Genomic DNA, 17,378 nt, shown 5'->3' with positions numbered 1-17,378 from the left:
GCTTTGCTCGCTTTTTTGATATAATAGAAAGAAAAACAGTCGCAGGGATGGGATTCTGCGACAGATTTGAGGAAATGACAGTGAAATTAATTTTTATGGGAACGCCTGACTTTTCAGCAACAGTCTTAAAAGGCCTGCTGGAAAGCGAACAATATGAAATTTTAGCGGTGGTTACTCAACCAGACCGAGCGGTGGGTCGCAAAAAGGAAATCCGTATGACACCGGTCAAGGAAGTGGCTTTAGCTAATGACTTGCCAGTTTACCAACCAGAAAAGTTGGCTAAAAGCGCTGAATTGGAAGAAATTATGAACTTGGGAGCTGACGGAATCGTGACAGCAGCCTTTGGCCAATTTCTGCCTAGCCGTTTGCTGGACAGTGTTAACTTCGCAGTGAATGTCCATGCGTCTCTCTTGCCAAAATACCGTGGCGGAGCGCCTATTCATTATGCCTTGATAAATGGTGACCAAGAAGCAGGTGTGACCATTATGGAAATGGTCAAGGAGATGGACGCTGGTGATATGATTGCCAGTCGAGCGACAGCTATTGAAGAGTCTGATAACGTGGGAACTCTCTTTGAAAAACTAGCTGTGATTGGTCGCGATCTTCTTTTAGAAGTCTTGCCAGCCTATGTAGCGGGAGAGATTCAAGTTCAGCCTCAGGATCCAGAGCTGGTGACTTTTTCACCGAATATTAGCCCAGAGCAAGAGCGGATTGATTGGACAAAGACCAGTCGCCAGATTTTCAATCAGGTTCGGGGCATGAATCCTTGGCCGGTAGCCCATACCCTGCTAGCTGGTCAGCGCTTCAAGATTTATGAAGTTAGCCAAGTGGAAGGCAGCGGTCGTCCAGGTGAAATCTTGACAATCAGCAAGAAAGAATTAGTGGTCGCAGCGGGTCAGGGAGCCCTTTCTCTAAAGACGGTGCAGCCATTCGGCAAGCCTAAGATGGACATCAAGGACTTTCTCAACGGTCTGGGTCGAAGTTTAGCAGTAGGTGATGAATTTGGAAAGTAAGCAAAAAAGAGCTCGAGAGCTTGCTCTTGAAATTCTAGAAGAAGTCTTTGAAGAGGGAGCTTATTCCAATATTGCCCTTAATAAGGCTCTGAAACAGAGTGCCCTCAGTTCAGCTGATAAAAGTTTGGTCACCGAGCTGGTCTATGGAACGGTCGCTCGCAAAATTACCCTGGAATGGCAACTGGCTCATTTTGTGGAGGATAGAGACAAGCTGGATGCTTGGCTTTATATCCTGCTTGAGCTCAGCTTCTATCAAATGCTCTATCTGGATAAAATCCCCCAGCATGCTGTTGTCAATGAAGCTGTTGAGATTGCAAAAGGCCGCAAGCGTGGCAGTGAAAAATATGTCAATGCGATCCTGCGGAAAATCGAGCGGGACGGTGCGGCCGATCCGATTACTATCAAACGCAAGAACAAGCGCTACTCAGTCCAGTATTCTCTGCCAGTCTGGCTGGTCAAGGTGTTGATTGACGAATACGGGGAAGAACGCGCGGAAGCCATCTTTGCTAGTCTCTTTGAGCGCAACAAGGCCAGCATTCGAGTGACGGATGTGGCTCGAAAGGAAGAAATTAAAGCAGTTTTGGATGCGGACGATTCGCTCTTAGCCCCTTCAGCCTTGGTCAAGAGGCAAGGCCATTTTGCTGGTCATGAGTTCTTTGAAAAAGGCTTGATTACCATTCAAGACGAGTCTAGCCAGCTGGTTGCTCCAACCTTGCAGATTGAGGGCCATGAGCAGATTTTGGATGCTTGCAGTGCGCCGGGTGGCAAGGCAGTGCACATGGCTTCCTATCTGACAAGCGGCCAGATTACAGCCTTGGATCTTTACGATCACAAGCTGAACTTGATTCGTCAAAATGCAGAACGTCTAGGCTTATCGGATAAAATCACGACAAAAAAACTGGATGCGACCAAGGTATTTGAGACTTTTGGACCAAATGCATTTGATAAGATTTTAGTGGACGCTCCCTGTTCTGGTATCGGCTTAATCCGCCGGAAACCAGACATTAAGTACAATAAAGAAAATGCTGATTTTGAAAATTTACAAAAAATTCAGCTGGATATACTAGACAGCGTTTGTCAAAGTCTACGTAAAGGTGGTATAATAACTTATAGTACTTGCACGATTGTGTCTGCAGAGAATTTTGAAGTAGTCAAGAAATTTCTAGAAAGACATCCAAATTTTGAGCAAGTTAGACTAGAACATGAAAGAGAAGATATCGTGAAAGACGGCTGTATCTTGATTACGCCGGAATTATATGGAAGCGATGGATTTTTTATCAGTCAATTTAGGAAGATATCAGACTAAGAGGAGGAAACTGACAGTATGGAAATTTCAATATTAACAGATGTTGGTCAAAAGCGGACAAATAATCAGGATTATGCCAATCTTTTTGTAAATCGGGCTGGCAAGACCATGATTATCTTGGCTGATGGTATGGGTGGTCACAGAGCTGGTAACATTGCCAGCGAAATGGCTGTAACAGACCTGGGTGCCGCATGGGTTGATACTCAGATTGACTCAGTGAACCAAGTCCGTGAATGGTTTGCAGAACATTTGGAACAAGAAAATCAGCGCGTCCACCAATTTGGTCAGGATGAAGAATACAAGGGCATGGGCACAACGCTAGAAGCCTTGGCCATTATTGATAATCAAGCCATCTATGCTCATATTGGTGATTCTCGCATTGGCTTGATTCGTGGTGAGGAATATAGCCAATTAACTAGTGACCATTCACTTGTTAATGCTTTACTCAAGGCTGGACAGATTACACAAGAAGAGGCGGAACGCCATCCGCAGAAAAATATTATTACTCAATCTATCGGTCAAAAAGACGAAGTGCAGCCTGACTATGGCATGATTACGTTAGAAGATGGTGATTACCTTCTGCTCAACAGTGACGGTCTGACCAATATGATTTCAGACAGCGAAATTTATGATATTGTCACCAGCGATATCAGCCTATCTGAAAAAACTGAAACCTTAATTCGCTTTGCCAACAATGCTGGAGGGCTGGATAATATCACAGTTGCTCTGGTTCGTTTTGACAAGGAGGAACAGGAATGATTCAAATCGGCAAGATTTTTGCCGGGCGATATAAAATCATCAAACAGATTGGCCGTGGAGGCATGGCAGATGTCTATCTGGCCCGAGATCTGATACTTGATGGTGAAGAGGTTGCTGTAAAGGTTCTTAGAACCAATTATCAGACGGATCCTATTGCAGTTGCTCGCTTCCAGAGAGAAGCCAAAGCGATGGCGGACTTGGATCATCCTTACATTGTCCGGATTTCCGATATTGGAGAAGAAGATGGTCAGCAATATCTGGCCATGGAATATGTGTCTGGGATTGACCTCAAACGCTACATCAAAGAAAATTCTCCACTTTCAAACGAAGAAGCAGTCAAAATCATGGGGCAAATCCTACTGGCTATGCGCCTGGCGCATACACGCGGGATTGTCCACCGTGATCTAAAACCACAAAATGTCCTCTTGACACCAGATGGCGATGCTAAGGTAACAGACTTTGGAATTGCCGTGGCTTTCGCAGAGACCAGCCTGACCCAGACCAATTCGATGCTGGGGTCGGTGCATTATCTCTCGCCAGAACAGGCACGGGGTTCCAAAGCCACTGTTCAGAGCGATATTTATGCCATGGGGATTATTTTCTATGAGATGTTGACAGGGCATATCCCTTATGACGGAGATAGTGCTGTGACGATCGCTTTGCAGCATTTCCAAAAACCTCTGCCTTCAATCATCGCAGAAAATCCTAATGTTCCTCAGGCCTTGGAAAATGTGGTCATTAAGGCAACAGCTAAAAAGCTGAGCGATCGCTATCAATCCGTTGCAGAGATGTATGTTGATTTGTCCAGTAGCTTATCTTATGACCGTCGAAATGAAAAGAAACTGGTCTTTGATGATGGGGCCAAGGCAGATACTAAAACTTTGCCAAAAGTTCCTCCAATTCCTCAGTCAGCTCCAAGTCCTGTCGCAGAAGCAGTGGCTCCTAAAGTTGCGGCTGATGTGAAGAGAGAGAGACCTGTTTTGAAAGCTCCAGTCAAAAAGCCGAAAAAACGTCATTTAAGAGCTAGATACAAAGTTCTGTTCTTAGCTATTCTCTTAGTTTTTGCAGCCTTTTTCTTTCTGATCTACAAGAGTCCTGCCAATACTACGGTTCCAGATGTAGCAGGACAAACAGTGGCGGAAGCTCGTTCGACCATTACTGCTAAGGGTCTTGAGGTAGGAGAGATCAAGGAGGACTACAGTGATAAAGTGGCGGAAGGTAAGATCATCAAGACAGATCCACCAGCTAATAGTCAACGTCGTGAAAACAGTAAAGTGGATTTGATTGTCTCCAAAGGAGCAAAAACCTTTACAGTAGAAAATTACGTTGGTAAGAAGTCCTCAGAGGCGATTGAAGATCTGAAAAGCACTTACAATATTCCTGAGAAGCTGATCAAGATTGTAGAAGAAGAAAGTTCTGATGTTGAAGAAGGAGTGGTCATCAGCCAAACCCCAGCTGCAGGCTCTTCTTATGATGTGACGTCAAATAAACAGATTACTCTGACCGTTGCTAAAACAGTGACTACTGTTCCAATGCCGGACTTTGGTCATCTCCAAGTTTCCTATGCCTATGCACGGGCCTATCTGGTGGAGATGGGAATTTCTGCGTCTCGAATCGAGCGTGTTATCGATAGTTCTGTAGAGTCAAGTCAAGCTGATTTGGTGATATCCCAGTCTCCAGCAGCGGGTCAAAGCATCAAATTGAAATCAAATACCAAGATTAGGTTCTACGTAACAGATGGCACGGTCACTAGCTCTTCTAGTACAAGTGAGCGAACAGAACCATCATCCTCTTCAAGCAGCACGAGCGAGGAGGAAAGTCACTCTAGCTCTTCGAGCAGCTCTTCGAGCGGCTCTACGAGCGCATCGACGAGCCATCAGTGAGGCAGCTAGTCGCAGTGATCTGATTGAGTCTATTTTAGGCTTTCTAGATAAATAAAAGTATATCCCTTGATTTTCAAGGCAGACTATGCTATAATCATTTTAGTGAATATAAAAGAGAGGCGAGGAAGTATCTTCGCCTCTTGTCTGTGAGGAGGTGCAGTCTTATCGCAACAATTGTTGAATTAGTAAGAGAAGTCATTGAGCCAGCCATCCAAGAACCCTATGAATTAGTAGATATTGAATACGGCAAGATGGGCGGTGACTATGTTCTCAGTGTTTTTGTAGACAAGCCCGAGGGGATTACGGTCAATGATACAGCAGATTTGACCGATATTATCAGTCCTCTGTTGGACTCTATCAAGCCCGATCCTTTTCCTGACCAGTATTTTCTGGAAGTGACTAGCCCAGGCTTGGAGCGTCCGCTGAAGACCAAGGAAGCTGTGGCAGCTGCAGTTGGAAGCTATATCCATGTAAGCCTTTATAAGGCACTGGATAAAAATAAGGTTTTCGAAGGAACGTTACTTGGATTTGAAGACGATGTCTTGCTCATGGAATATATGGATAAAACACGCAAAAAAGAAGTTGAAATTCCATATAGTCTAGTGTCAAAAGCAAGACTGGCCGTTAAATTTTAGTAACAGATCGCAATAATATAATGAAGAAAGGAATACTTTTGCTTCGGCAAAAGTTACATGAAGATGAGTAAAGAAATGCTAGAGGCCTTCCGTATTTTGGAAGAGGACAAAGGTATTAAAAAAGAAGATATTATCGAAGCAGTGACAGAATCCCTTCGCTCTGCTTATCGTCGTCGCTACGGTCAGGCAGACAGCGCAGCCATTGAGTTTAATGAAAAAACAGGTGATTTCCATGTTTATACTGTCCGTGAAGTCGTGGACGAGGTCTTTGACAGCCGCTTGGAAATCAGTCTCAAGGACGCCTTGGCTATCAGTTCTGCCTATGAGTTGGGAGATAAGATCAAGTTTGAAGAAGCGCCAGCTGAATTTGGACGGGTAGCAGCTCAATCTGCCAAGCAGACCATCATGGAAAAGATGCGTAAGCAAACTCGCGCCATCACTTACAATACCTACAAAGAACATGAAAATGAAATCATGTCAGGAACAGTGGAGCGCTTTGATAATCGCTTTATCTATGTCAATCTGGGTACTATTGAAGCACAATTATCTAAACAAGACCAGATTCCTGGTGAGGTCTTTGCCTCTCATGACCGCATCGAAGTTTTTGTCTACAAGGTAGAAGACAATCCTCGTGGTGTCAATGTTTTCGTTAGCCGTAGCCATCCAGAGATGATCAAGCGCTTGATGGAGCAGGAAATTCCTGAAGTTTACGACGGAACTGTGGAAATCATGAGCGTGTCTCGTGAAGCGGGCGATCGGACCAAGGTAGCGGTTCGCAGCCACAATCCAAACGTGGATGCGATCGGAACCATCGTCGGACGTGGTGGTGCCAATATCAAGAAGATTACCAGCAAATTCCACCCAGCTAAATACGATGCCAAAAGTGGCCGTATGATTCCGACTGAGGAAAATATCGATGTCATCGAATGGGTTGCTGATCCAGCCGAGTACATCTACAATGCCATTGCTCCAGCTGAGGTCGATCAAGTTATCTTCCATGCAGAAGACAACAAGCGAGCACTCGTTGTTGTGCCAGATAATAAGCTTTCTCTGGCTATTGGCCGTCGTGGTCAAAACGTTCGCTTGGCAGCTCATTTGACTGGCTTTAGAATTGATATCAAGTCAGCCAGCGAATTTGAAGCAATGGAAGCAGCCAACGAGCTTGGTGGATTTGGCCAAGATTACGTACCAGCCGAAGTAGATGCTCCTTCAGCAGAATTTGAAGCGGAAGAGCTGAGTGATACAGAAGTGGCAACTGAAATCGAACTTGAAGAAAGTGAAGCAGTAGCCGCAGAATAAGGGAGGCAGATATGGCAAAAACAAGAAAAATCCCTTTAAGAAAATCAGTTGTGTCAAATGAAGTGATTGACAAGCGTGATCTGTTGCGCATCGTCAAGAATAAAGAAGGTCAGGTCTTCATTGATCCGACAGGCAAGGCTAATGGGCGAGGTGCTTATATCAAGCTAGATAACGAAGAAGCTCAGCAGGCCAAGAAAAAACGGGTCTTTAATCGTAGTTTCAGTATGGAAGTAGAAGAAAGTTTCTACGACGAGCTGATTGCCTATGTCGATCACAAGGTCAAGAGAAGAGAGTTGGGTCTTGAATAAAGAAAAACTAGCAAACTTGCTGGGTTTGGCCCAGCGGGCTGGCCGCATCATTTCAGGAGAAGAATTGGTCATCAAAGCCATCCAAGAAGGAAAGGTTCATCTGATCTTTCTAGCTGAAGATGCGGGACCAAATCTGACGAAAAAGATTACTGATAAAAGCCATTATTACAAGATAGAAGTGTCAACCGTGTTTTCAACACTGGAATTAAGCACTGCGATTGGCAAAGCTCGTAAAGTAGCCGCCATCACAGATGCTGGTTTTACAAAGAAAATGAGGTCTCTTATGCAATAGAAGAGGAGGACAAGAATTGTCTAGAATTAGATTGTACGAAATCGCAAAAGAATTGGGGAAGGAAAGTAAAGAGGTAGTAGCTCGAGCTAAGGAATTAGGCCTAGAAGTCAAAAGCCATTCTTCCAGCGTAGAAGAAGAAGCAGGTCAGCGTATCAAGGCTAGCTTCGCGACTAAGACTAAAGAAGTTGCTAAGCCTCTTCCAGAGAAAGAAGTGGCAGTCCAGCCCGCACCCAAAAAAGTAGCTGAGAAACCTGCTGCTCCAGTCCAAAAAGAAGTGGCCCCTGTTAAAAAAGAAGAGCCAAAAGTAGCTGACGCACCGGCAGCTGAAGCTCCTGCTAAACCGGCTCCAGCTCGGCCACAAAGTCGAAATTTTAAGGCAGAGCGTGAAGCACGTGCCAAGGAACAAGCAGAGCGTCGTAAGCAGCAACAAAATCGGAAACCACAAAATTCTGACCAGAAGGAAAGCAATGAGCGTGATCGTCATGACCGCAAGGCCAACAACGATCGCCAAGAGCGCCGTAATGACCGTCGTGATAATCGTGGTCAAGATGGCCGTCGGAATGGTCAGAATCATCAAGGATTTAACGGTCAAAACCGCCAACAGCCTCAAGGTCCGAAAATTGACTTTAAGGCTCGGGCAGCAGCTCTGAAAGCAGAGCAAAATGCGGAGTACGCACGTTCTAGTGAGGAGCGTTTCAAACAGGCTCAAGCAGCTAAAGAAGCGCAGGAACGCCAGAATAGACGAAAAGAGCCAGTCCAAGTAGAGCTAACAACTGCTGAAGTATTTAAAGCTACTCCGGCTGAAACAGTCCAACCGGCTGCTCCTGCACCAGCACAAGCTGCGGTAGATACTCGTCGTAAAAAGCAAGCTCGACCAGATAAGAAGCGCGATGATTTTGATCGCGAAGAAGAAGGTCCAAGAAAACAACAAAAGAATCGAAATAGTCAAAATCAAGTGAGAAATCAAAGAAACAGTAACTGGAATAACAATAAGAAAAATAAAAAAGGAAAAGGTAACCAGAATCAGGTTCCAAAACCTGTTACAGAACGCAAGTTCCATGAGTTGCCAAGCGAATTCGAATACACAGATGGCATGACCGTTGCGGAAATCGCAAAACGGATCAAGCGCGAGCCAGCTGAAATTGTTAAGAAGCTCTTTATGATGGGCGTGATGGCAACACAAAACCAATCTCTTGACGGTGATACTATTGAGCTCCTAATGGTAGATTACGGTATCGAAGCTAAGAAGAAGGTAGAAGTGGATACAGCTGATATTGAGCGCTTCTTTGTCGAAGAAGGCTATATCAATCCAGATGAATTAGTAGAACGTCCGCCAGTTGTCACTATCATGGGACACGTTGACCATGGTAAAACAACCCTCTTGGATACTCTACGTAACTCTCGCGTTGCGACAGGTGAAGCAGGTGGTATCACTCAGCATATCGGTGCCTACCAGATTGAGGAAAATGGCAAGAAGATTACTTTCTTGGATACGCCTGGCCACGCGGCCTTTACCTCGATGCGTGCGCGTGGTGCTTCTGTTACCGATATTACCATCTTGGTCGTAGCAGCTGATGACGGTGTTATGCCTCAGACTATTGAAGCGATCAACCACTCTAAAGCCGCTAATGTGCCAATTATCGTAGCCATTAACAAGATCGATAAGCCAGGTGCCAATCCTGAGCGCGTGATTGGTGAATTGGCTGAGCATGGTGTTATGTCAACTGCTTGGGGTGGAGATTCTGAGTTTGTTGAAATCTCAGCTAAGTTCAACCAAAACATCGATGAACTTTTGGAAACAGTTCTACTTGTAGCAGAAATTCAGGAACTCAAAGCAGATCCGACTGTTCGCGCTATCGGTACGGTTATCGAAGCCCGTTTGGATAAAGGAAAAGGTGCGGTTGCAACCCTTCTTGTCCAACAAGGTACGCTGAATGTTCAAGATCCAATCGTTGTCGGAAATACCTTCGGACGTGTCCGTGCTATGACCAATGACTTAGGTCGTCGTGTCAAAGTAGCAGGTCCATCTACGCCAGTTTCTATCACAGGTCTTAATGAAACTCCGATGGCAGGTGACCACTTTGCCGTCTATGAAGATGAAAAAGCTGCGCGTGCAGCCGGTGAAGAACGTGCTAAACGTGCCCTTCTCAAGCAACGTCAAGCTACTCATCGTGTCAGTCTGGAAAATCTCTTTGATACCCTCAAAGCTGGTGAAGTTAAGTCTGTTAACGTCATTATTAAAGCCGACGTACAAGGTTCTGTAGAAGCCTTGGCTGCTTCCTTGCAGAAGATTGAAGTGGAAGGTGTTAAGATTACCATTGTCCACTCAGCGGTTGGTGCTATCAATGAATCCGACGTAACTTTGGCAGAAGCTTCAAACGCCTTTATCATTGGATTTAACGTTCGCCCTACACCGCAAGCTCGCCAGCAAGCAGAAGCTGATGATGTAGAAATCCGTCTTCACAGCATTATCTATAAGGTTATCGAAGAAATGGAAGATGCCATGAAAGGAATGCTGGACCCAGAATACCAAGAAAAAATCATCGGGGAAGCTCTTATCCGCGAAACTTTCAAAGTTTCCAAGGTTGGTACTATCGGTGGATTTATGGTTATCAATGGTAAAGTTACCCGTGATTCTAAGGTTCGTGTCATCCGTGATGGCGTCGTAATTTACGACGGTCAGTTAGCTAGCTTGAAGCACTTCAAGGATGATGTGAAAGAAGTTACAAACGGCCGCGAAGGTGGTCTCATGATTGACGGCTATAACGATATCCAAGTGGATGATACGATTGAAGCCTATATCATGGAAGAAATTAAGAAATAAGAGAACTCCGCCGAAAACTCCCAGTAAAAAGCATATTGGGTGGAAGTCGATACTTCTATCCCAAGCACCTTTTCACAAAGAGTTTAGAGCGACTTTCATTCAACTAAAACTAAAAATATGAGAGTGGGACAGAAATCGGTAATTCGTTAGAATTCGATTTCGTCGTCCCACCTCCGCACAGTTGAGTAGGGCTGTAAAAGCTGATGAAATCAGCGTAATAGAGCCCACTCAACCACTGCGTCTTGCTCGATAATCCAAAGACAATTGAGAGGCTAGGACTTTTGTCCCAGCCTTATATTGCAGAAGAAAAAATTAGAAAGGAAATCCTATGGCAAATCATTTTCGTACCGACCGTGTAGGAATGGAAATCAAGCGTGAAGTCAATGAGATTTTGCAAAAGAAGGTCCGTGATCCACGTGTCCAAGGTGTGACCATTACCGATGTCCAAATGCTGGGCGATCTGTCTATGGCCAAGGTCTACTATAGCATCATGAGTGACTTGGCTTCGGATAATCAAAAGGCACAGCTGGGCTTGGAAAAGGCAACCGGTACCATTAAGCGTGAACTGGGTCGAAACCTCAAGATGTATAAGATTCCAGACTTGACCTTCGTCAAAGACGAGTCTATTGAGTACGGTAATAAGATTGATCAAATGTTGCGCAATTTGGAAAAACATTAATGAAAAGAGTGAGATGGGGCAGTGTTTACGAGTCCTGTCTCATTTTTATTTTTGAAAATACTTTTTAAAAGTTTTGAAAAAAGGTGTTGACAAGGGGAGATTATCCTGTTATACTAGTAAAGTACTCAATCGCGGGGATGGCGGAATTGGCAGACGCGCAGGACTAAGGATCCTGTGACCGCTTTAGGTCGTGAGGGTTCAAGTCCCTCTCTCCGCATAGAATTAGCTGACTTCGGTCAGTTTTTTTGTTTTCTCAAAGAAGCTGAAGATGTCTGAATTCAAAAATTGCTTGGGAATTACTTAAAATTTCAGGAAAAACTAGCAATTTTAATGAAAAAGTGATAAAATAAACAATGTAAGTGGTTCATTCCACAAAAAATAAGAGGAGGCCTATTACAAATGGCAATCGTTTCAGCAGAAAAATTTGTCCAAGCAGCTCGTGACAATGGTTATGCAGTTGGTGGATTTAACACAAATAACCTTGAGTGGACTCAAGCTATCTTGCGCGCAGCAGAAGCTAAAAAAGCACCAGTTTTGATCCAAACTTCAATGGGTGCTGCTAAATATATGGGTGGTTACAAAGTTGCTCGCAACTTGATCGCTAACCTTGTTGAATCAATGGGTATCACTGTACCAGTAGCGATCCACCTTGACCACGGTCACTACGAAGATGCACTTGAGTGTATTCAAGTTGGTTATACTTCAGTTATGTTTGACGGTTCACACCTTCCAGTTGAAGAAAACCTTGAAAAAGCTCGTAAAGTTGTAGAATTTGCTCACGCAAATGGTGTATCAGTAGAAGCTGAAGTTGGAACTATCGGTGGTGAAGAAGACGGAATCATCGGTGATGGTGAATTGGCTCCAATCGAAGATGCTAAAGCAATGGTTGCAACTGGTATCGACTTCTTGGCAGCTGGTATCGGTAATATCCACGGTCCATACCCTGCAAACTGGAAAGGTCTTCATCTTGACCACTTGCAAAAATTGACTGAAGCTGTACCAGGATTCCCAATCGTATTGCACGGTGGTTCAGGTATCCCTGATGACCAAATCCAAGCAGCTATCAAACTTGGTGTTGCAAAAGTTAACGTTAACACTGAATGCCAAATCGCATTCGCTAACGCAACTCGTAAATTTGCTCGTGACTACGAAGCAAACGAAGCAGAATACGACAAGAAGAAACTCTTCGACCCACGTAAATTCTTGGCTGACGGTGTAAAAGCTATCCAAGCATCTGTTGAAGAACGTATCGACGTCTTCGGTTCAGAAGGTAAAGCATAAGAAGCTTGTAAAAGCTTGATATAACAGGGTTTATCCAATTTGGATAAGCCTTTTTCTTTGTTTTGTCACAAATTTTCCACACTTATTTAGTTAACGAATCTAATACAGGAATAATTAGGTCTTTTGTTTTTTTTGTAACGTGCAAATAGATATCTGCAACACGACTTCCTCGTGTGTGTTCAACACGATCTTGAATTGTTTCGAGTGGAATTCCTTGCTCAGCTAAAAAACTGATATGTGTGTGACGAAAAATGTGAGTTGAAATAGAATCATCATTAGTACGAGAGTTTGAGCGATGACGTTCAACATTTGAATTATAATAACAGGAATAGCTAGTACAAAAGCTTTAAATATTTTAAAGATGACATAAAACATAGTAATTGAACATATGGTATAATAAAATGAAATCAAGTAATGGCAATATATTTAACTTAATCGAAATAGTATAAAATTACGAGGAGATTATAAGATGAACAATTATATAAAATTAAATGAAGATAGATGGAATAATGTAAAAAATGACTATACTGAGCCATTGACACATGAAGAATTAGAAGAAGTTAGGAAACATCCAATTTCTGTTGCATTAACTGTTGGGAAAAAAGTTCCAAAAGAATGGTTTGAAAAAGCAAACGGAAAAAAGATATTAGGTTTAGCTTGTGGTGGTGGACAGCAGGGACCGGTTTTTGCTATAAAAGGTTATGATGTAACCATAATGGATTTTTCTAAATCACAATTAGAAAGAGATGAGTTGGTTGCTAAAAGAGAAGGATTAAAAATCAACACAATTCAAGGCGATATGACAAAATCATTTCCATTTGAAAATGAAACCTTTGATATTATTTTTAATCCAGTTTCAAATGTATATATAGAGGATTTAGAAAATATGTATAAAGAAGCCTCTCGAGTATTGAAAAAGGGAGGACTGTTAATGGTTGGATTTATGAACCCTTGGATATACATGTATGATGCTGACATTGTATGGGATAAACCTGATGAGGAATTACTTTTAAAGTTTTCAATACCTTTTAATTCAAAAGAGCTTGAAGAGGAAGGCAAGATAACCATAAATCCAGAATATGGATATGAATTTAGTCATACCTTAGAAACTCAGATTAGAGGACAACTTAAAAATGGTCTCGCTATGATAGATTTTTATGAATCGTGTGATAAAAGACATCGATTATCACCTTATGGAAATGACTATATAGCTACACTCTGCATTAAACTATAATCTTATAGAACCTACTTCAGGAGAATAGCCCGTTTCATTTTCCGTAAGGGTTAAAATCTAAATCTCAGCTTGTCGAAGTAAAACAATTGAATAAAATTAGAGAGAGGAAGTAAAAGCAAATAGCTGATACTTCCTTTTTTTCTTGTCAAAAATTCAAAAACGGAAAGGAGAATTTATGGAAAAGTTGAAAAATACAGATAAAAAAGGCCTTAGCACAAAGAGAAAGATTGGAAAGACCACCTATGAGGTTGTTGACCATTTCAATGAAAATGCAACTGAAACAATGCAAGATCAACTTACAAAAATAATGCTGAGGAAGCTTAGGAGACAATTGGATGAAAAAAAGATGATTTTGATTAAAAAGTCCTTGACAAGTAGCAACAGGAAAAACAGCGAAGTCTATGTCAGCTGAATACTACAAGATAGTAAGTCACGAAAAAAATCGCATGGATGAATCTGAAATGATTTGTCCATGCGATTTTTATATTTAAGGAACTATCGTAAGCAAAGGTTTATCTAGCAGAATAGAAATTCTTACGCTTCTTTCTTTTTGAGCAAGATGAGACCACCGCTTGTAGCCAGAAGAATCGTTGCAACTGTAAAGAGAGCAGAGTTTTCCTTGCTTCCTGTTTGTGGGAGCTGGGCCTGCTGAGTATTCGCTGCTTTTTGAGCTGTAGCGGAAGGCTGTGCTTCGCTTGTTTTCTGAGCTAGGCTTTCTAATTGCTCTTCTTTTGCTTTCGGAGCTGTCGGTTTGTCGGCTGGTTTGCCTGCTTGTTTTGGTTGAGGTTTTTGGTTCAAAATTTCTACAATTTCGACACTTGGTTTGTGAGTGACAGGCATATCTTTCAGCTCAGCCAATTGATCGCCAAAGACAGCGTTCGATACCCAACGGTAGAAGTGAATGGTATGCAGACGATTGGTTGGATTTCCAGCATAAACGAAGAGCGGATGTTCCTTGTAATTACCAGAAATAGCAACGATTTTATTGGCTAATTTTTCGTTGCCTGGCCACCAGCCTGCAATGTAATAGTCACTGTCTGCAATAGTCGCCAAAGTCTTGAAGTTGGCAGGAGCTTTTGCGATCCAGTTTCCAGAATTAGAATAGAAGAGATCATTCTTCTTATAGCCGCTAGTCAATGGATCTTTATCGTCTATAATAGCCTTCATCAGACCTTCAAAATCGCTGCCGCCAGAGAATCTTTCCGCATCAAATCCATCTAGAACACCGAGTTTCTCAAGGCGTTGCATAGCAGAGCCCCCTACTACAATGGTTGGTTTGCGACCAAGAATAGACTTGTCAAACTTGTTGCTTTCAAGGACGATGACATCAGCTTCTTCAGGGGTATCGACTATATCAAAGCCTAGATTTTTCAATGCCAGAGCGGTATGGGTAGGTGAGTCCACTCCTGCCCAGTAGAATTGATGAGGAGGTGCATAGACCTTCAGTGCTTTCAAGCTTGGCCCTTCCGGAACCTTATATAAGGCATCTCCATAAATAGCATAATCACCTAAAAGATTTGCAAAGGTTGATGTATCAACGATATAGCCATCTTCTGTCAGATAGACCTTCTTACCTTGGCGAATGGCTTGGTTGACAGCTTTGACTGCGCTGTCAGATGTATTAGCGATGACATAGTAAGGTGCTGAGTAGTTGATATCGCGCGTCCGAGTAGCACGGAGAGCAGTGACTTCGCCGAGTTTGCCATCAAAGAGTTTATCTTTAAAGATAGGTTCAGCTTTAAAGCCTCTCATATCTGGGAAGTTGACCAAAAGTTCAGCATACATGGCAGCCCAAGCAGATTCGTTTGAACCTTTATAGAGGATATGGTTGGCATAGCCACGTTTAGCTTGAGCCATATCGACAACTAGGTCGCCCTTCTTATAGTTGCCAACATCTTCCTTCAATTCTTGAATGACAACACCATTTCTCTTGAAGTATTCAATCATATTAAAGGCTTGTTGGGAATCATTGTCTTTGTCGAGACCCATAGGGATGACATAATAATCAGGGAAGAATTTTTTCTGACCATTTTTTACCCGTCCAACAACCTTGCCGTCAGGTCCGACCAATTCATTTTCAGTTTTTGGATCTTCAACCTTATTGATGCCACGGAGATAGAAGTTAAGGCGCATTTCCATGAGCTTGTCAGGATTTTGGGACAGGTAAGAGATACCTCCGAGGACAGCGTGGTAGCCAGCCTTGTAGGATTCCTGATTGCCCTCAGGGATTTCAATGGTATGACCTAATATGCCGTGGTACATGGCATAGACACCAGTGTAGCCTGAGAAGGAGTCATCCCAGCCATCGCCCCAGTCTAGTTTAGGGATGATATAGCTGTCATACTTAGAGTTAGCGACGCCGGCACGTCCCATGTGGTGGGCGTTTTCCAACATATTTTTTGACAGAAGGTCATATTCAAAGTTTGGATCGTGCGGCGGTGTCGCTGGCTCGATCAAGAATTCTTTAACGAATCCATGAATGTCATAAAGAGCAATTGGATTCCATTTGTTAATGAGTACGGCTACAGTACGGGTTTCTGGGTTGGCCTGATAGCTAGTGTCGCGGTTTGGATCGATTCCGTTGGCAAGAGCACGCGTATTGGCAACATCTCCGTCAGGATTTTCAGTAAAGTCAAAGAGGAAAATAAATTTCTTGAGGAGTTCTTTGACATTGAGGGTGATATTTTTAGCAGCACCGTTGGCATCCGTTGTTTGGAAGGAAATTTGCTCTTTGGTCGCAAAAGTATTGAAGAGTCCAGTGATGATGTCAATAGCTGGCTGTTCGTCAGCGTGGGTGTTATTGATAAGAACTGGAAGTTTGTAGTCTAGCGTACCATTTTTTAGCGCAGCTAACATTTCAGCTGGTTTAGTAAGGGCAACTTTATTGGTTGTGTTGAGATAGTCGTCGATGCTCTTTTGGTCAGAGCTGATGATACCCAACTTGATATCGCGACCCTGAGCACTCTTTCCGATGTTCTCAATCTGTACCAAGCGATCCGTTTTAGCATCTTGGAGACTCTTTTCAATAGCTGCCAGCATTTCATCGTGGGTATGGAAATCTTCGTAGGGACGAAGGACAATATTCTTGCGAATAGTCAGGCCAAGATCTTCGCTGGTTCCGACTAATTCATGAGTTCCCATAAAGTTGCGGTAGGTTCTACGGATATTGTTTGGTGTCCGCAGGCTTAAGTCTTGCCCAAATAATTCATTAAATTTTAGGGAAACTTTTAGGTCGTTTCCATCAGCTTTTTCTTCGACAGTGACAAATGGATCACCTGTGAAGCTTCCATCATCCATTTTCCAAGTTTTCCACTCGCTAATCGGCTTGTTATCCAGTGTCCAAGTGATTTTACCAGCTTGAGCTCCTTGCTCTTGAATAGTTTCTTCAATACTAGCTTTTTCGGACATGTAAACCTTACTGTCGGCAAGCTGAACCTTGTTTTCTTGGGAGCTAGCTGCGCGGACTTCTGTTTTAGTCGTAGTGTCCAGTTTTTGGGTAGTTTCAGCTGCTTTTTCCTCTGACGCTGTGGAAGGAAGACTTGGAGACTTGCTGTCGGCTTTATCAGATGAAGCTTCAGATGGGCTGCTTTTCTCTAGTGGTTCAGCTTGTGGAGTATCCGAAGTTTCTTCAGCCTTCTCTGTACTTGCAGGTGTAGGCTGTTCCACAAGAGTACTGTTTTTGCTGCTGTCTTGCGGAGGTTCAGCAGGGTTAAGCGTATCAGCTGCCGCATTTCCTTGAGTTAAAACGGCCAATAGAACCGCGGCGGATAGGCTGAGGGCTTGTGTATATAAGCGTTTCTTATAAGAATTTTTCATAAGAAACCTCCTTTTTAATGTGTTCTTAAATTTAGTATAACAAAGTTTG

At 43.1% G+C, this 17,378-nt stretch carries 15 protein-coding genes and 1 tRNA gene; 14 read left to right on the top strand and 2 right to left on the bottom strand.

Annotated elements, in window-relative coordinates:
• Window positions 1–74 precede the first annotated feature (74 nt).
• From fmt to ACWPVL_RS02885, 12 genes are all read left to right on the top strand, one after another.
• A complete protein-coding gene (gene fmt / locus ACWPVL_RS02940; RefSeq protein WP_454386737.1) occupies window positions 75–1,013 on the top strand; it encodes a methionyl-tRNA formyltransferase in 939 nt (312 codons plus the stop codon).
• Complete coding sequence (gene rsmB / locus ACWPVL_RS02935; RefSeq protein WP_454386735.1) at window positions 1,003–2,319, top strand: 16S rRNA (cytosine(967)-C(5))-methyltransferase RsmB; 1,317 nt, start codon at window positions 1,003–1,005, stop codon at window positions 2,317–2,319. The genes fmt and rsmB overlap by 11 nt, the downstream gene beginning before the upstream one ends.
• An 18-nt stretch (window positions 2,320–2,337) precedes the next feature.
• Complete coding sequence (locus ACWPVL_RS02930; protein ID WP_454386733.1) at window positions 2,338–3,078, top strand: Stp1/IreP family PP2C-type Ser/Thr phosphatase; 741 nt, start codon at window positions 2,338–2,340, stop codon at window positions 3,076–3,078.
• On the top strand, window positions 3,075–4,961 hold the full coding sequence (gene pknB, locus ACWPVL_RS02925) for a Stk1 family PASTA domain-containing Ser/Thr kinase (protein WP_454386731.1): 1,887 nt from the start codon (window positions 3,075–3,077) through the stop codon (window positions 4,959–4,961). Before ACWPVL_RS02930 ends, pknB begins: the two co-directional genes overlap by 4 nt.
• A 146-nt stretch (window positions 4,962–5,107) precedes the next feature.
• Window positions 5,108–5,596, top strand: coding sequence for a ribosome maturation factor RimP (rimP, locus tag ACWPVL_RS02920; RefSeq protein WP_185761049.1), 489 nt, complete (start codon window positions 5,108–5,110; stop codon window positions 5,594–5,596).
• A 63-nt stretch (window positions 5,597–5,659) separates the two neighbouring features.
• Window positions 5,660–6,895 (top strand): transcription termination factor NusA, encoded by a 1,236-nt coding sequence (gene nusA, locus ACWPVL_RS02915; protein WP_454386729.1) that lies wholly within the window; start codon window positions 5,660–5,662, stop codon window positions 6,893–6,895.
• Between the two features lie 11 nt (window positions 6,896–6,906).
• Window positions 6,907–7,203, top strand: coding sequence for an RNase P modulator RnpM (gene rnpM / locus ACWPVL_RS02910; RefSeq protein WP_045498837.1), 297 nt, complete (start codon window positions 6,907–6,909; stop codon window positions 7,201–7,203).
• Window positions 7,196–7,495, top strand: a complete 300-nt coding sequence (locus tag ACWPVL_RS02905; protein ID WP_005590926.1) for a YlxQ-related RNA-binding protein — start codon at window positions 7,196–7,198, stop codon at window positions 7,493–7,495. The genes rnpM and ACWPVL_RS02905 overlap by 8 nt, the downstream gene beginning before the upstream one ends.
• A 16-nt stretch (window positions 7,496–7,511) precedes the next feature.
• The gene (gene infB, locus ACWPVL_RS02900; protein ID WP_454386726.1) at window positions 7,512–10,319 is read left to right on the top strand and encodes a translation initiation factor IF-2; all 2,808 of its coding nucleotides are present in this window, start codon (window positions 7,512–7,514) and stop codon (window positions 10,317–10,319) included.
• Between the two features lie 328 nt (window positions 10,320–10,647).
• Window positions 10,648–10,998: a 30S ribosome-binding factor RbfA gene (rbfA, locus tag ACWPVL_RS02895; RefSeq protein WP_005590924.1), complete on the top strand. Its 351-nt coding sequence runs from the start codon at window positions 10,648–10,650 to the stop codon at window positions 10,996–10,998.
• Window positions 10,999–11,129: 131 nt separating this feature from the next.
• Window positions 11,130–11,215 (top strand) — tRNA-Leu (locus tag ACWPVL_RS02890).
• A gap of 182 nt (window positions 11,216–11,397) precedes the next feature.
• Window positions 11,398–12,279, top strand: coding sequence for a class II fructose-bisphosphate aldolase (locus tag ACWPVL_RS02885; RefSeq protein WP_001019005.1), 882 nt, complete (start codon window positions 11,398–11,400; stop codon window positions 12,277–12,279).
• A gap of 82 nt (window positions 12,280–12,361) precedes the next feature.
• Here the strand turns inward: ACWPVL_RS02885 and ACWPVL_RS02880 are convergent, their stop codons facing one another.
• A complete protein-coding gene (locus ACWPVL_RS02880; protein WP_454386830.1) occupies window positions 12,362–12,514 on the bottom strand; it encodes a hypothetical protein in 153 nt (50 codons plus the stop codon).
• A 234-nt stretch (window positions 12,515–12,748) separates the two neighbouring features.
• Between ACWPVL_RS02880 and ACWPVL_RS02875 the strand changes: the two genes are divergently transcribed.
• Window positions 12,749–13,513, top strand: coding sequence for a class I SAM-dependent methyltransferase (locus ACWPVL_RS02875; protein ID WP_454386723.1), 765 nt, complete (start codon window positions 12,749–12,751; stop codon window positions 13,511–13,513).
• Between the two features lie 175 nt (window positions 13,514–13,688).
• Window positions 13,689–13,925, top strand: coding sequence for a transposon-encoded TnpW family protein (locus ACWPVL_RS02870; RefSeq protein ID WP_454386721.1), 237 nt, complete (start codon window positions 13,689–13,691; stop codon window positions 13,923–13,925).
• Window positions 13,926–14,047: 122 nt separating this feature from the next.
• Here ACWPVL_RS02870 and ACWPVL_RS02865 read toward each other — a convergent pair whose 3' ends face one another.
• Window positions 14,048–17,329, bottom strand: coding sequence for an LPXTG-anchored zinc carboxypeptidase (locus tag ACWPVL_RS02865; protein WP_454386719.1), 3,282 nt, complete (start codon window positions 17,327–17,329; stop codon window positions 14,048–14,050).
• Window positions 17,330–17,378: the final 49 nt, after the last annotated feature.

The sequence above is a fragment of the Streptococcus sp. Marseille-Q8145 genome, assembly GCF_965112035.1.
The sequence above is the reverse complement of the archived record's forward strand: the minus strand, read 5'-3'. Positions and strand labels throughout refer to the sequence as shown.

Excerpts from the sequence above, each read along its gene's own strand:
- rbfA (WP_005590924.1), top strand. The coding sequence starts at position 10,648 with ATGGCAAATCATTTTCGTACCGACCGTGTAGGAATGGAAATCAAGCGT.
- ACWPVL_RS02870 (WP_454386721.1), top strand. The coding sequence starts at position 13,689 with ATGGAAAAGTTGAAAAATACAGATAAAAAAGGCCTTAGCACAAAGAGA.
- ACWPVL_RS02865 (WP_454386719.1), bottom strand. The coding sequence starts at position 17,329 with ATGAAAAATTCTTATAAGAAACGCTTATATACACAAGCCCTCAGCCTA.
- fmt (WP_454386737.1), top strand. The coding sequence starts at position 75 with ATGACAGTGAAATTAATTTTTATGGGAACGCCTGACTTTTCAGCAACA.
- pknB (WP_454386731.1), top strand. The coding sequence starts at position 3,075 with ATGATTCAAATCGGCAAGATTTTTGCCGGGCGATATAAAATCATCAAA.
- rnpM (WP_045498837.1), top strand. The coding sequence starts at position 6,907 with ATGGCAAAAACAAGAAAAATCCCTTTAAGAAAATCAGTTGTGTCAAAT.
- ACWPVL_RS02875 (WP_454386723.1), top strand. The coding sequence starts at position 12,749 with ATGAACAATTATATAAAATTAAATGAAGATAGATGGAATAATGTAAAA.
- ACWPVL_RS02885 (WP_001019005.1), top strand. The coding sequence starts at position 11,398 with ATGGCAATCGTTTCAGCAGAAAAATTTGTCCAAGCAGCTCGTGACAAT.
- ACWPVL_RS02930 (WP_454386733.1), top strand. The coding sequence starts at position 2,338 with ATGGAAATTTCAATATTAACAGATGTTGGTCAAAAGCGGACAAATAAT.
- nusA (WP_454386729.1), top strand. The coding sequence starts at position 5,660 with ATGAGTAAAGAAATGCTAGAGGCCTTCCGTATTTTGGAAGAGGACAAA.